At 65.1% G+C, this 14,634-nt stretch carries 15 protein-coding genes; 7 read left to right on the top strand and 8 right to left on the bottom strand.

Features of this window, described 5'->3' with window-relative positions; genetic code table 11:
* Positions 1-5 precede the first annotated feature (5 nt).
* The 8 genes from hprK to VCS63_RS01190 all read right to left on the bottom strand — a co-directional run bounded on the left by hprK (position 6) and on the right by VCS63_RS01190 (position 6,033).
* On the bottom strand, positions 6-932 hold the full coding sequence (gene hprK, locus VCS63_RS01225; protein ID WP_013396727.1) for an HPr(Ser) kinase/phosphatase: 927 nt from the start codon (positions 930-932) through the stop codon (positions 6-8).
* 21 nt (positions 933-953) lie between these two features.
* The gene (locus VCS63_RS01220; protein ID WP_006389881.1) at positions 954-1,409 is read right to left on the bottom strand and encodes a PTS sugar transporter subunit IIA; all 456 of its coding nucleotides are present in this window, start codon (positions 1,407-1,409) and stop codon (positions 954-956) included.
* Positions 1,410-1,760: 351 nt separating this feature from the next.
* Positions 1,761-2,099, bottom strand: a complete 339-nt coding sequence (hpf, locus tag VCS63_RS01215) for a ribosome hibernation-promoting factor, HPF/YfiA family (RefSeq protein WP_013396726.1) — start codon at positions 2,097-2,099, stop codon at positions 1,761-1,763.
* Positions 2,100-2,321: 222 nt separating this feature from the next.
* On the bottom strand, positions 2,322-3,116 hold the full coding sequence (gene lptB, locus VCS63_RS01210; protein WP_042796108.1) for an LPS export ABC transporter ATP-binding protein: 795 nt from the start codon (positions 3,114-3,116) through the stop codon (positions 2,322-2,324).
* 32 nt (positions 3,117-3,148) lie between these two features.
* Complete coding sequence (gene lptA, locus VCS63_RS01205) at positions 3,149-3,772, bottom strand: lipopolysaccharide transport periplasmic protein LptA (RefSeq protein ID WP_042796109.1); 624 nt, start codon at positions 3,770-3,772, stop codon at positions 3,149-3,151.
* Positions 3,769-4,401, bottom strand: a complete 633-nt coding sequence (gene lptC / locus VCS63_RS01200; RefSeq protein WP_063641413.1) for an LPS export ABC transporter periplasmic protein LptC — start codon at positions 4,399-4,401, stop codon at positions 3,769-3,771. The genes lptA and lptC overlap by 4 nt, the downstream gene beginning before the upstream one ends.
* 37 nt (positions 4,402-4,438) lie before the next feature.
* Entirely contained in the window at positions 4,439-5,041 is a 603-nt protein-coding gene (locus VCS63_RS01195; protein ID WP_042796111.1) for a KdsC family phosphatase, read from the bottom strand.
* Between the two features lie 2 nt (positions 5,042-5,043).
* A complete protein-coding gene (locus VCS63_RS01190) occupies positions 5,044-6,033 on the bottom strand; it encodes a KpsF/GutQ family sugar-phosphate isomerase (RefSeq protein ID WP_042796112.1) in 990 nt (329 codons plus the stop codon).
* Positions 6,034-6,137: 104 nt separating this feature from the next.
* Here VCS63_RS01190 and purT point away from each other — a divergent pair, with 104 nt between their 5' ends.
* The 7 genes from purT to cydC all read left to right on the top strand — a co-directional run bounded on the left by purT (position 6,138) and on the right by cydC (position 14,631).
* Positions 6,138-7,355 (top strand): formate-dependent phosphoribosylglycinamide formyltransferase, encoded by a 1,218-nt coding sequence (purT, locus tag VCS63_RS01185; protein ID WP_042797513.1) that lies wholly within the window; start codon positions 6,138-6,140, stop codon positions 7,353-7,355.
* A gap of 266 nt (positions 7,356-7,621) precedes the next feature.
* Entirely contained in the window at positions 7,622-8,167 is a 546-nt protein-coding gene (locus VCS63_RS01180) for a GbsR/MarR family transcriptional regulator (protein WP_042796113.1), read from the top strand.
* Between the two features lie 127 nt (positions 8,168-8,294).
* A complete protein-coding gene (locus VCS63_RS01175) occupies positions 8,295-9,869 on the top strand; it encodes a cytochrome ubiquinol oxidase subunit I (RefSeq protein ID WP_042796114.1) in 1,575 nt (524 codons plus the stop codon).
* Positions 9,870-9,883: 14 nt separating this feature from the next.
* On the top strand, positions 9,884-11,038 hold the full coding sequence (cydB, locus tag VCS63_RS01170) for a cytochrome d ubiquinol oxidase subunit II (RefSeq protein WP_063641412.1): 1,155 nt from the start codon (positions 9,884-9,886) through the stop codon (positions 11,036-11,038).
* 16 nt (positions 11,039-11,054) lie between these two features.
* On the top strand, positions 11,055-11,180 hold the full coding sequence (cydX, locus tag VCS63_RS01165) for a cytochrome bd-I oxidase subunit CydX (RefSeq protein WP_042796116.1): 126 nt from the start codon (positions 11,055-11,057) through the stop codon (positions 11,178-11,180).
* A 77-nt stretch (positions 11,181-11,257) separates the two neighbouring features.
* A complete protein-coding gene (cydD, locus tag VCS63_RS01160; protein ID WP_323879034.1) occupies positions 11,258-12,931 on the top strand; it encodes a thiol reductant ABC exporter subunit CydD in 1,674 nt (557 codons plus the stop codon).
* Positions 12,928-14,631 carry a thiol reductant ABC exporter subunit CydC gene (gene cydC, locus VCS63_RS01155; RefSeq protein ID WP_323878058.1) on the top strand — a complete coding sequence of 568 codons (1,704 nt, stop codon included), beginning with the start codon at positions 12,928-12,930 and terminating at the stop codon, positions 14,629-14,631. The genes cydD and cydC overlap by 4 nt, the downstream gene beginning before the upstream one ends.
* Positions 14,632-14,634: the final 3 nt, after the last annotated feature.

Below are 14,634 nucleotides of genomic sequence, written 5' to 3'. Positions count from 1 at the left end.
CGCGCCTACTTGCTGCTTTGCAGGATCGCCATGGCCTGGCGTTCCATGAATTCACCCAGCGTATCGATACCGCGCAGCTTGAGGATCGTGTTGCGCACGGCGGCTTCCACCAGCACCGCCAGATTGCGGCCCGCAGCCACCTGCAGCATGACCTTGCGCACGGGCAGGCCAAGCATGTCCTGGGTGATGTCCTGCAGCGGCAGGCGTTCGAACTTGTCCTGCGCGGTGGCACGCACCAGGTGCACGATGAGCTTGAGGCGCATTTTTCGGCGCACCGAGGTTTCGCCGAAGATGGTGCGGATATCGAGCAAGCCCAGGCCGCGCACTTCCAGCAGGTTTTGCAGCAGCTGCGGACAGTGGCCTTCGATCATGTTCGGGGCGGTGCGCGAGAACTCCACGGCGTCGTCGGCCACCAGGCCGTGTCCGCGCGAGATCAGTTCCAGCGCGAGTTCGCTCTTGCCCAGGCCGGATTCGCCCGTGATCAGCACGCCCAGTCCCAGCACGTCCAGGAATACACCGTGCACGGTGGTGGTGGGCGCGAGCTTCTTGCCCAGGTAGATACGCAACAGGTCGATGAGCTGCGCGGCTGCCACCGGCGTGGACAGCAACGGCACCTGATGCTGGTCGCATTGGTCGATGAGGTCTTGCGGCGGCGTCAGGCCGTCGGCAAGCAGGATCGCGGGCACGCCGCCGATCAGCAGCTCGTCCATGTGGTGCATGCGCCGGCGCAGGTCGAAGCGCGTGTAGTACGCCAGTTCTTCCTGGCCGAACACCTGGATGCGGGACGGGTGGATCAGGTTCAAGTGGCCGACCAGATCCGCGGCCGACATGCCGTCATCGGGAATCGCGCGGTCCGCGGCGCCTTGGCCGGAAATCCAGTTAAAGGGGATTTTGTCGGCGTTGTCGTCGACGAGTTCCTGCACCGTGAGCATGGCAGCGATTCCGCGGAGGGGTCAGAGTTGGCCGGTCGTGAGCATCTTGTGGACGACGGCCGGATCGGGCTCTGTGGCCAGGGCTTCGCGCAATGCCTTGTTCGACATGAGCTGCGCCAGTTCGGCCAGGATGTCCAGGTGCTGCTGCGTGGCCGTTTCCGGCACCAGCAGGCAAAGCAGCATCGAGACAGGCTGTCCGTCCGGCGCATCGAAGGTGATGGGTTGGGCCAGGCGGATGAAGGCCGCCAGGGCCTGCTCCAGGCCCTTCACCCGGCCATGCGGGACGGCAACGCCCTGTCCCAGCGCGGTGGAACCCAGGCGCTCTCGGGCAAACAGGCTGTCGAACACGAGCGCGCGTGCCAAGCCATGGTTGTTTTCGAATAGAAGGCCGGCTTGTTCGAACGCACGTTTCTTGCTCGTTGCGAGCATATCGAGCACGACGTTGCCGGCGGGTAGGATGCGCGACAAATGATTCATCGGATCATTATATGGGTATATGACGCACTGCAATAATCGGCCTCGGGGATGCGCGCGCAGGGGCGGTCGCATCAAGGGGCGGCAAGAGCGACAGCATAGACCGATAGCGGGGGATTGTGGGCATTCTTGCGGCCCGCTGCGGACGGCTGCAGCGCGAAATGGCGGGAATCAGGAAAAAACGGGCTCGCCAGCGGAACGCCGGGAATGGGGGACGAAATGGGGGAGTGCTACAGGAGGGAAGTTTGCCGATGCCCCGGCTGGACGTTGCGTCTAGCGGGACACCGGGACTCAGGCAGGATTTCTAGAATCGCTGTTTAGCTAGTCTCGCAGTGCGAGTGCTCATGAAGCGCGTTACTGCTGGGGTGGCGTTAGGTTCGCCGCTTGCCGCTTCACGGACTCCGCCGTGTGACTTCGTACCTTGTCCTTGTGCTTGATGACCTGACGGTCGACTTTGTCAGCAAGAAGGTCTATGGCTGCATAGAGGTTTTCATCGGTTGCTTCACAATGAATGTCCTTACCGCTTAGACGCATGGTGATTTCGGCTCTATGCCGCAGGGGCTCTACCGAGAGCATGACCTGGGTATCGATGACGTGATCGAAATGCCGCAGCACTCGCGCCAGTTTGTTCATGACATATTCCCGGATGGCCGGGGTGACGTCGAGGTGACGACCGCAGATGCTCAGGTTCATAGTGTGCTCTCCTTCTAAAAGAGGAAAAAAAGGTGCGCAAAAAGCGCGGCTGATTCGTTAGGCGTTCTCCTTGATTGAGCAGGTTCGTTTAGTACTAGTGTATAGACTCGGGCCGATAAAACAAGCTGACCTAGCGCAAGAACATGGCATTTTTATGGCTGAGCCCCTAGGGTGCATGCGTGCTTGCGCGAGCAGCGCCTAGGGGTCTTCCCCAGGGCCGCATTACATGCGGAAATGCTCTCCCAGATAGACCCGGCGGACGGCGGGGTCGCCCACGATTTCATCGGGGTGGCCGTCGGTCAGCACCTTGCCTTCGCTGATGATGTAGGCGCGGTCGCAGATGCCGAGGGTTTCGCGCACGTTGTGGTCGGTGATCAGTACGCCGATGCCGCGTCCCTTCAGGAATCGCACGATGCGCTGGATCTCGATGACCGCAATGGGATCCACCCCGGCAAACGGTTCGTCCAGCAGGATGAAGCGCGGGCTGGTGGCCAGCGCGCGCGCGATTTCCACGCGGCGGCGTTCACCGCCCGACAGGGAGATGGCCGCGTTGCTGCGGATGTGGCCGATCTGCAGTTCTTCGAGCAGCGATTCCATCTGCTCGTTGATCTTGGGCGTGGACAGCGGGCGACCATCCGGCCCCAATTGCAGCTCCAGGACGGCGCGGATGTTCTGCTCGACCGTCAGGCGCCGAAACACGGAGGCGTCCTGCGGCAGGTACGACAGGCCCATGTGCGCGCGCTTATGGATCGGCATGGCCGTGATGACCGAACCGTCGATCTCGATGCGGCCGGCGTCGGCGGGCACCAGGCCCACGATCATGTAGAAGCTGGTGGTCTTGCCTGCGCCGTTGGGACCGAGCAATCCGACGACTTCGCCACTGACCACGGACAGGGAAACATCCTGTACCACGGTCCGGCCGTTATAGGTCTTGCGCAAACCGGTTGCGCGCAGGCTGCCCTGCTTGACGCCCGAAGGGGCGGAGGTTACCGGAGTCGGCACTGAAGGTTGGTTCATCGTGGCTGCGAGTGGTGTTGCATGGGAGACGTTCAACGTCCCTTCTTGGCGGCCTGTTGCTTGCGGCATTCGGCGATGGCGGCATCCGATTTGGCGCGTGGCTCAGCCACCGAGCGAACCCGGCCGCCCGCGGCGGCGGAGTTGGGGCCGCCGTGAGCTTCGTAAGTGCCGGTCTTCTCGTTGTAGCGTACCCGCTCGCCGCGAATGGTGTCGAACGGTTTCCCACAGACGTAGCGGATCACGACCGCTTGTCCGATCAGGTCGAACGTGCTCTTGGATCCGTCGTACTCGGCGCGCAGGCCGGTACCTTCGATGAGTTCGAAAGTTTCCGGGCGTTCCTGGCGGATGGTCACGATCTTGCCTTTGTTGGCGGTGGCCGTGCCGAACTGGTTGCCTTGCGCGTCTTCGTTCATTTCCAGCACGTCGGACGTCAGGGTCATGAGGCCGCGCGTCATGTTGACGTTGCCCGTGAAGACGCTTTTCTTCTTCACGTCGTCGTAATGCAGGGTGTCCGACAGGATCAGCGTGCTGGGCTCTTCGGCCGGCGCCGCCGCCTTGGGCGCCGGATCCGCGGCATGGGCCGCGGCGGACGCCGTCAGCAGGAGGGCGCCGAGCAAACGAGTCGTCGGAGCAAGGAGAATCCGGAGGTCGGTCATGGTTTTTTCTGATCAGTGTTGTTGGCGGGAATTTCGGTCCGGCGTTGCTGTTTGCCTTCGGAACCGGCAATTTCCACATCGGTCGATGCCGAAACCTGCAGTTGGCGCGTCTTGTTGTTGTAGTGCATGCCCGTGCCGTTCATGCGCGAACGGCCCTTGATGACTTCCGCCGGCAGGTCGGTGTAGACCACGTCGTCGTCGGGCAGGATGATCAACTGCTGGCTGCGCACGTCCAGCAGGTCGTTATTGGCGTCGGGCTGGCGCCGCACGTGGGCGTCGCCGTTCATGATGATGCGCTTGCCGCCTTGTTCCATGACGGCAGTCTTGGAGACGGCGACGGTGATGGGGTTGTTCTCATGTTGCCCCACGGCGCGCGGAGTCGTCACGTGGTAGGAGTCGTCATCGGGGAAATGTTCCGCGTATACGCCTTCCAGCCGGTTGATGGGACGCCCGTTGGGATCCGTGCGCAGCATGACGAAGTCGCGCGACCAGGCGTCCATCTCGTGGGTGATGCGGCGCGGCGGATCCGTCTGGATGGCCCGCTGCGCATAATCGGCCGCCCACCATGAGCCGGTGACCAGCACCAGCAGCAGGAACAGCGCGATCAGGGAGGGAAAGCGTTCTTTCATCGGGTTTGCCACAAGGGCTTAGGGGTTGCGGCGGCGGTCATTGGATGGCGCCGGGGCCGAGCAGGCCCGGCGCCGCCAGGAAGGCGCCGAGACGCCCCTGGGCCGCCAGCAGCAGATCGCAGCATTCGCGCACGGCGCCGTTGCCGCCGGTATGCGTGGCCACCCAATGCGCGGCCTGGCTGACATAGCCGGGTGCGTTCGGCACGCTGGCGGCGAAGCCGGCGCGCTGCAGGGCCGGCAGGTCGATGACGTCATCGCCCATGTAACCGGTCTGGTTAAGTTGGACACCGGATCGCTGCGCAAGTTCGGCCAGGGCGCCGCCCTTGTCCCGAACGCCCTGGATGACCTCGGCGATGCCGAGCTCGGCCGCGCGGCGCGCCACGATGGGGCCGGAGCGGCCCGTGATCAGCGCGACCTTCAGGCCGCCTTCCATCAGCAGGCGCAGCCCGTGGCCGTCCAGCGCGTTGAAGCGTTTTTGCAGCTCGCCGTTTTCTCCGTAGTAGAGGCTGCCGTCGGTCAGCACGCCGTCCACGTCGAACACCATCAGACGCACGGCGGCGGCGCGTTCGCGCACGCCGGCCGGGATGCGGGCCAGGACCAGCGCTTCGGCCGGATGAGTCACGGGAGCAGAAAGAGTCATAGTCATACCACTTTAGCGGCCATCAGGTCATGCATGTGCAGGGCGCCGAGCAGAACGCCGTCGTCATCCAGCACCAGCATGTGGTTGAGCCGTAGTTTGTCCATTTGCTGGGCGGCCTCGACGGCCAGCGCGTCGGGGGTGATGCTGCGCGGCGAGCGCGTCATGCCGGATTCGACGGTCAGGCTGCGAATGTCGCCGTGCCGGGCGATCAGGCGTCGCAAGTCGCCGTCGGTGAAGATGCCTACGGGGCGGTGTTGCGGGTCGGTCACGACGGTCATGCCCATACCCTTGGCGGACATGACTTCCAGCGCCTGCGATACCGGCGTGCCGGCGATTACGATGGGCAGGGCGTCGCCTTCGCGCATGACGTCGCGCACGTGGGTCAGCAGGCGGCGGCCGAGCGCGCCGCCGGGATGTGAGCGGGCGAAGTCCTGCGGTCCGAAGCCGCGGGCTTCCAGACAGGCGACGGCCAGCGCGTCGCCCAGGGCCAGTGCCGCCGTCGTGCTGGCCGTGGGGGCCAGGTTCAGCGGGCAGGCCTCCTGGGCCACGCTGGCGTCCAGGTGGATGTCGGCCAGATTGGCCAGTTCGGACTGCGGATTGCCGGTGATGGCGACGAGCTTGGCGCCCATGCGGCGCGCCACCGGGAGGATGGTCAGCAGTTCCTGGCCGGAGCCCGAATAGGAAATCGCGATGAGGACATCGTCCTGGGTGATCATGCCCAGATCGCCATGGACCGCCTCGGCGGCGTGCACGAAAAAGGCCGGCGTGCCGGTCGAAGCCAGGGTCGCCGCGATCTTGCGGGCGATGTGGCCGGTCTTGCCGATGCCGCTGACGACCACGCGGCCGCGGCAGGCCAGCAGCATCGCGACGGTTTGCGTGAAGCTGTCGTCCAGCCTGGCCGACAGGTCCAGCAGGCCCTGGCATTCAATCTGCAGCGTTCTACGCGCAGATGCCAGCGCGGTCTCGGACGATGTTGTGGGATGGTCAGTCATACGTGGATTTTAATATCAGTATGCGGGTTTGCCCCGGGAAGGGGGCTATGGCATCCTGGCGGCTCATTTCAACGGCTTTCAATCCTTCTTTCCAGGCCCGCTCCATGTCCAGCATTTCCAGCCCCGTCCTTGGCACGCCCCTGTCTCCCCTGGCCACCCGAGTCATGCTGCTCGGCTCGGGCGAATTGGGCAAAGAGGTCATCATTGCCCTGCAGCGGCTGGGCGTGGAAGTCATTGCCGTGGATCGGTATGCCGATGCTCCGGGCCACCAGGTGGCGCACCGGGCGCATGTGGTCTCGATGACGGACCCGCAGGCCCTGCGGAAGGTCATCGAACAGGAACGGCCCCACGTTATTGTCCCCGAAATCGAAGCCATTGCCACCAATTTGCTGGTGGAACTCGAGGCGGCCGGAGTGGCCCGGGTGACGCCGACCGCCCGCGCCGCCCAATTGACCATGAATCGCGAGGGCATACGCCGCCTGGCGGCCGAAACCCTGGGGCTGCCCACGTCGCCTTACCGCTTCGTCGACACGGAAGAAGAACTGCGCCAGGCCATTGACGGGGGCATCGGCTATCCCTGCGTCATCAAGCCGGTCATGTCGTCCTCGGGCAAGGGCCAGTCCGTCATCAAGAGCGCCGATGACGTCGAATCCGCCTGGCGCTACGCCCAGGAGGGCGGCCGGGTGGGCGGCGGACGCGCCATCGTCGAGGGCTTTATCCGTTTCGACTACGAAATCACCTTGCTGACCGTGCGCGCCCGCGGCGCCGATGGCCAGGTCGAGACCCGCTACTGCGACCCCATCGGCCACAAGCAAGTCGACGGCGACTACGTGGAAAGCTGGCAGCCGCATCCGATGTCTCCCGCCGCGCTGGAACGCTCCCGGGAAATCGCGCTGGCGGTTACCTCCAACCTGGGCGGCCTGGGCATTTTCGGTGTGGAACTGTTCGTGGCCGGCGACCAGGTCTGGTTCTCGGAAGTCAGCCCGCGTCCGCACGATACCGGCATGGTCACGATGATCACCCAGGTCCAGAACGAATTCGAACTGCATGCCCGGGCACTGTTGGGCCTGCCCGTGGATACCAGCCTGCGCCAGCCCGGCGCCAGCAGCGTCATCTATGGCGGGGTCGATGCTGGCGCGGTTTCGTTCCACAACGTGGCCGAAGCACTGACCGAGCCCGGCACCGATATCCGTCTCTTCGGCAAGCCTGAATCCTTCGTCAAGCGTCGCATGGGCGTGGGGCTGGCCGTGGCCGAGGACGTGGCGGCGGCCCGGGCCAAGGCCAAGCGGGTGTCGGCCGCGGTGTCCGTCAAGGCCGGCTAACGCATCCCGCTTCCCCTTTTTCAGCAGCGGCCACCAGCTCCAGGGCAGGTGGCCGCTACCGTTTGGGCGCAGCAAATCGGCGCGGCAAACCCGCGCGGCGGCGGCTGCGCCTCGGGCGGCTCAAGCCTTGCGGCCATACCCCTTCCCATAGTGTGGTTTGCGCTTTCGCATAGTTTGTTCGATAATTTCAGAAATTTCTGAAAGCGGTGTAACTGCATTTATCAGCCGGGCCGAAGGCCCTGGCTTCTGCCGGTGTAGGTCGATCCATGGCTCTGTCCCCCCAAAACGAACGCTTCGTCCTGCATTTCGGCGAGATGGGTAGCCGCTGGGGCGTGAATCGCACGGTCGGCCAGATCTACGCCTTGTTGTTCCTGTCGCCCAAGCCATTGAACGCCGACGACATAGCCGAAACGCTCGGCTTTTCGCGCTCCAACGTCAGCCTGGGGCTGAAGGAGCTGCAGTCCTGGCGCCTGGTCAAGCTCATCCACCAGGTCGGCGACCGCCGCGACTACTTCGAAACTCCCAAGGACGTCTGGGAGATCTTCCGCATCCTGATGGAAGAAAAGCGCAAGCGCGAAATCGATCCCACGCTCACCCTGCTACGGGACACCTTGCTGGAGCCCCCATCGGGTCCCGATGAGGCCTACGCGCAACAACGCATGAACGAAATGCTGGAGCTCATCGAACTGTCCACCGGATGGTTCGATGAGGTTCAACGACTGCCGCCGGAAACCCTGCAGAACCTGATGAAGCTCGGTTCGAAAGTACAGAAGGTGCTGGGTTTCGCCGGCAAATTGCGGGGCAAGGGCTGACCTTGATCCGCCTCGATTTTTCAGGGAACCTCTATGAAGTTGTATGCAACGCTCGTAACATGGCGCGAGAGACGGCCTGGGAACCATGCCGGTTGCCGCGGCACCTCAACTGCTTGGGAGCGACCCAATGATTGATCTCGACGTCGTAAATCTGTCGCGATTCCAGTTTGCCGCGACCGCGCTCTACCACTTCCTCTTCGTCCCCCTCACGCTCGGCCTGTCGTTCATCCTGGCCATCATGGAAAGCGTGTACGTCATGACCGGCCGCGCCATCTGGAAGCGGATGACCATGTTCTGGGGCACGCTCTTTGGCATCAACTTCGCTCTGGGCGTCGCCACCGGCGTCGTGATGGAGTTCCAGTTCGGCATGAACTGGTCGTACTACAGCCATTACGTGGGCGATATCTTCGGCGCGCCGCTGGCGCTCGAAGGCTTGATGGCCTTTTTCCTCGAAGCCACCTTCGTCGGTCTCTTCTTCTTCGGCTGGAACCGCATGTCCAAGGTCAGCCACCTGGTGGTGACCTGGCTGGTGGCGTTCGGCACCAACTTCTCGGCGTTGTGGATCCTGATCGCCAACGGCTGGATGCAGAATCCGGTCGGTTCGATCTTCAATCCCGACACGATGCGCATGGAGATGACCGACTTCGCGGCGGTGATCTTCAATCCGGTGGCTCAGGCCAAGTTCGTGCACACGGTCAGCGCGGGTTACGTCGCTGGCGCCATGTTCGTCATGTCGATCAGCGCCTGGTATCTGCTGAAGGGCCGTCACATCGACCTGGCCAAACGCTCGATGGCGGTCGCCGCCAGCTTTGGCCTGGCTTCGGCGCTGTCGGTCGTGGTGCTGGGAGACGAAAGCGGCTACCTCACCACTGAACATCAAAAGATGAAGATCGCGGCGATCGAGTCCATGTGGCACACCGAGCCGGCGCCCGCGTCCTTCAACCTGATCGCCATCCCCAATCAGGCGGAGCGCAAGAACGACTTTGCGATCGAGATTCCCTACGTCATGGGCATCATCGGCACGCGTTCGCTCACCACGCCGCTGCTGGGCATCGACGACCTGATCCGGCGTGCCGAAAACCGCATCCGCGATGGCATGGTGGCTTATGACGCGTTGCAAAAGATCCGTGCCAATCCCAAGGACGTGGACGCGCGCATGGTCTTCGACAAGACCTGGCCCGACCTGGGTTACGCGCTGCTGGTCAAGCGCTACCAACCCGACATGAGCAAAGTCACCGAAGACGACATCAAGAAGGCGGCGGTCGACACCGTGCCGAATGTCGCGCCGCTGTTCTGGGCGTTCCGCATCATGGTGGCGGTGGGCATGTACCTGATCCTGTTCTTCGGCGTGGCGTTCTGGCTGGCCTCGCGCGGGCGGCTGGACAGCCGGCGCGGCCTGCTCAAGGTGGCGCTGTGGAGTTTGCCGCTGCCCTGGGTAGCCATAGAAAGCGGCTGGTTCGTGGCCGAATACGGCCGCCAACCGTGGGTGATCGAAGGCGTGTTGCCGACTTATTACGCGGCTTCCGGCCTGACCATCGCTGACCTGGCCATCAGCCTGACGATCTTCCTGGTGCTGTACACGGTGCTGCTGATCATTGGCGTGAAGGTGATGCTGCACGCCGTGAAGGCTGGACCGAAATCCGATGGGCCGGCGCCCGGCACTGCCGCCGCCGATCCTGTTCGCGCCGCCGTGCGGGCCTGAAGGAGAAGACAGCGATGGATACTCTTATTCCTTTCGACTACGGCACGCTGCGCGTGGTCTGGTGGGTGCTGCTGGGCGCGTTGCTCATCGGCTTTGCCGTCATGGACGGCTTTGACCTGGGCGTGGCCGCGCTGCTGCCCGTGGTCGCCAAGACCGACGTCGAGCGCCGGGTGGTGATCAACGTAGTGGGGCCGGTCTGGGAAGGCAACCAGGTCTGGCTCATCACGGCCGGCGGCGCCATTTTCGCTGCATGGCCTTTGCTGTATGCCGCTTCGTTCTCCGGGTTCTACCTGGCAATGATGCTGGTGCTGATCGCGCTGATCCTGCGGCCCGTGGGCTTCAAGTACCGCAGCAAGATGGAAGGCACGAGCTGGCGCAACCGCTGGGACGGCGTGCTGTGCTTCTCGGGCGTGGTGGCGTCGCTGGTGTTCGGCGTGGCCATGGGCAACATCATCCTGGGCGTGCCGTTCACGTTCGATCCGGTCACGCTGCGTCCGGTCTACGAAGGGCACTTCTATCAGTTGTTCATGCCCTTCGCGCTGCTGGCCGGCGTGCTCAGCGTGGTGATGCTGGCCATGCACGGCGCCGTGCTGCTGGCCTGGCGCACGGAAGATCCGGTCTCGTCGCGGGCCCGCAACTGGGGCAGGCTGTGCGCCTTGCTCACGGCCGCGTTGTTCGTGGCGGGCGGCTTCTGGGTGGCGGGCGGCGTCCCGGGCCATGTCATCACCAGCACGGTGGACATGGCTGGTCCGTCGGATCCGATGCTCAAGGCCGTGACGGTGCAAAACGGCGCCTGGATGGCCAATTACGCGAAATGGCCGTTGATGTGGATCGCGCCCGCGCTGGGCGTGGGTGGCGCACTGCTGGTGGCGCTGCTATTGAGCGCGCGCGCCAACGTGCTGGCGTTCCTGGCGTCGTCGGTGTCGATCGCAGGCGTGATCCTGACGGTGGGCTTTTCGCTCTTCCCGTTCATCATGCCTTCGTCGACGAAGCCCCAGGCAGGCCTGACCATCTGGGACGGTTCGTCCAGCCACCTGACGCTGTGGATCATGGTGATCGCCGTCGCCGTGTTCCTGCCCATCGTGACCGTCTACACCGCCTGGGTCTACCGCGTCATGCGCGGCAAGGTCACCCAGGAATCGGTGGGCGACACGCCCAACTCATACTGAAAAAGGAGCCTCCACCATGTGGTATTTCTCGTGGATACTCGGTCTGGGCCTGGCGTGCGCCTTCGCCATCCTCAATGCAATGTGGTTCGAGCTGCGCGAGGGTCATACCCATGATCCGCGCGCCAGCCGTAACGACGAGTGAGCGGCGGTACTAGCAGCCTCGAGCACGATCCCTCGGCAACCCTGAACAAACCGCCGCGCGCTCAGTCGCGGTGGTTGATGGCGCTCGCCAAGGCGGCCAGGCTGCCGCTGATGCTGGCGGGCGCCGCGCCCCTGGTGAGTGGCGCACTGTTGGTCGTGCAGGCCTGGTTGCTGGCCAGCGTGCTCGACGCGGCCATCGTCCGGGACGTGCCCCGGCAGGATCTGCTGAGTGACATCTTGGCCATCGCGGGGCTCATGCTGCTGCGAGCCTGCATTACCTGGGCGGGGGAACGCGCGGGGGCGGACGCGGCCGAACGCATCAAGCGCCACGTGCGCCAGTCGCTGTTCAATCGCCTGGTGCGGAAGGGACCTTACTGGAGCCGGGGCCAGGCATCCGGTGAACTGGCCAGCGCGGTGGTGGACCAGGTCGAAGCCCTGGACGGATTCTTCGCCAAATACCTGCCCGCCATGGCTGCGGCCGCCATGCTGCCCGTCGCCTTCTCCGTCGTGCTGCTGCCGATGGATGTGATCGCCGGACTGGTTCTTCTGATCACGGCGCCCTTGATTCCTTTATTCATGGCGCTGGTGGGCTGGGGGGCCCAAGGCGCGAGCCGCCGGCATTTGCGCGCCTTCGCACGCCTGTCGGGTTTCTTTGCCGACAGGTTGCGGGGCCTGTCCACTTTGAAGCTTCACGGCCGGGCCGAGGCCGAAGCGGCGTCCGTCGTCGCGGCCAGCGATGCCCTGCGCCAGCGCACGATGTCGGTGTTGCGCATTGCTTTCCTATCGTCGGCGGTGCTGGAGTTCTTTGCGGCGCTGGGCGTGGCCGGGGTGGCCGTCTACATCGGTTTGACCTATCTGGGATTCCTGGACCTGCGCTGGTCGCCGCTGACGTTGCAGGCGGGGCTGTTCTGTTTGTTGATGGCGCCCGAGGTTTACGCGCCGCTACGCCAGTTTGCGGCGCATTATCACGACCGCGCGGCCGCGCTGGCGGCCGTTTCGCAGATCTCTTTACTGTTCGACGGCTTGCCGCAAGAGGGCGATGTCTCGGCCGAGGCCGTTTCGGACGGCCGCCAGCCCGCGCGCCAGGGCGGAGGCGCCGCTCTCGCCATTGCCGGCCTGCACCTGGATGCTCCAGGCCGCAGCCAGGCGGTACTGTCGGACGCAGGGCTGACCTTGGCCGTGGGCGAGCACGCCGCGCTGATGGGACCCAGCGGCATCGGCAAGTCCTCGCTTATCGAGGCGATTGCGCGGCTGCGCCCGTTTGAGGGAGACATACGCATCGATGGCTTGCGCTTGCCCGAATGGGACGAAGCGGCGCTGCGTGAGCGGGTGGCGCTAATCGGGCAGAAGCCGCAGTTGCTGGCGGGGTCCATCGCCGACAACATACGCCTGGGACGCCCGGATGCCTCCGATGCCGAGGTGCAGGCCGCCGCGCGCCGCGCCTGTGTGCTGGAGTTCGCAGACGCCTTGCCGCAGGGGCTGGCGACGCCGCTGGGCGGGCGCGGACATGGCCTGTCCGGCGGCCAGGCGCAGCGCGTTGCGCTGGCGCGGCTGTTCCTGCGCGATCCGGGCCTGATCCTGCTGGATGAACCCACGGCGCATCTGGACGAGGCCACGCAGGCGCGCGTGCTGGACGCGATCCTGGAATTTTCGGCCGGGCGCACCTTGCTGTTGGCGACGCACGCGCCCGCGGTGGCGGCCCGGTTGGGCCGGACCCTGCGCGTAGCCGCCGGGAAAGTGGAAGACGCATGAAGAACCTGTTGCTGCTCCTGCCGCTGTATGCGCGCCGAAAAAGCGCGCTTTTACTCGCATTGTTCTGTGCGCTGGCTACCGTGGCTGCCGGCGTGGGCCTGTTGGGCGTTTCGGGTTGGTTCCTGACGGGCGCTGCCCTGGCGGGGGCGGGCGGCGCCTTCAATCTGTTCGCGCCATCTGCGCTTGTGCGCGGCTTGTCGTTTCTGCGCATCGTGGCGCGCTATGCGGACCGCGTTGTCGGCCATTCCGCCACGCTGCGCCTCTTGGCGGACCTGCGCGCCAAGGTGTTCTCGGCGCTGATCCGGCTGACGCCGCGGCAGCTGGCGCGCTACCGCGATGGCGACCTGGTGGCGCGTATGACGGGTGACGTCGACGCCCTCGACACAGTGTTTCTGTTCGTGCTTGCGCCGCTGGCCACCGCCGTGCTGGCGGGCGCGGTACTGACCGCGGTATTGGGACTTTGGGTGCCCGCCGCCGCGCTGGCCTTGGCGCTGGCTTTGCTGGTGGCTTGCGTGCTGGTGCCTTTGTGGCTGCTGCGCGCGGCGCGCAAGCCCGGCGCCGCCGCTCAGGAAAGCGCGGCAGGCTTGCGCGCCGCAACGCTGGACGCGGTGGACGGGCATGCGGACATGGTGGCCTTGCATGCACAGGCGCAGACGGCGGCGCATTTCGAGCGCTTGTGCGAGGCCAGCGCACTGGCGCGCCGCAGCCAGGCACGGGTTGCCGCCCGCGGACAGTTCTTCCTGCAGGCCGCCGCTGGCGCCGCTGTGCTGGCCTTGCTTTGGTTCGGACTGGAGACGCTGGAGTCGGGACGGATCGAGGGCCCGGCTTTGGCTGGCCTGCTGCTCGCGGTTATCGGTATTTTCGAGGTTGCGGGCCCTATCATGCGGGGGGCATCGCGCATGGGTTCGGCAATGTCGGCGGCGGGACGCATTCGTGAAGTAACGCAAAGCGAGCCGGACATGCAGGATCCGCCCGCGCCGCGGGCATTGCCCGACACCGGCGCGCTGGAACTGGATGGCGTGCGCTTTGCCTACACCCCTCGAGACACGGCTGCGAGTCCGGCCGTGCTTGACGGCGCCAGCCTCCGTGTTGAGCCGGGTGAGCGAATTGCCATCCTGGGGCCCAGCGGCGCCGGCAAGTCGACCCTGCTGCACTTGCTCTTGCGCCTGGAGGATCCCCAGGCGGGGCAGGTGCGTTTTGGCGGCTGCGACGCGCGCGACTGCACACAAGCCGACTGGCACCGGCGCATCGCGCTGCTGTCACAGGACGCTCCGGTTTTCCTGGGAACCTTGCGCACGAACTTGCTCATCGGCGACCCCGAGGCGGACGATGCCGCCTTGTGGCGCGCATTGGACGCCGCAAGGTTGGGCGATTTCGTGCGCGGCTTGCCCGAGGGGCTGGATACCTGGGCCGGCGAGACGGGGTCGCAGCTGTCGGCCGGGCAGGCGCGCCGCCTGTGCCTGGCGCGGGTGCTGCTGTCGCCCGCGGCGGTCATCGTGCTGGATGAGCCCACTGCCGGGCTGGATGGCGAGGCCGAGGCGGCATTCTTCAGCGATCTGGCAGGCGCCGTGCGGGGACGCACCGTGGTGCTCGCCACCCATGCGGTCTTGCCTCCAGGGGCTGTCGACCGGCGCTATATCCTGCGGGCTGGCCGGCTACATGAATATGAATTGTCATCGGGGACGGCAATCCTGGCTTAAGCT

The organism is Achromobacter sp. D10 (assembly GCF_035282245.1).
GTDB classification, from domain to species: Bacteria; Pseudomonadota; Gammaproteobacteria; order Burkholderiales; family Burkholderiaceae_B; genus Achromobacter; species Achromobacter insolitus.
Note: the sequence above shows the minus strand (reverse complement) of the source record. Positions and strands in the feature narration are given on the sequence as shown.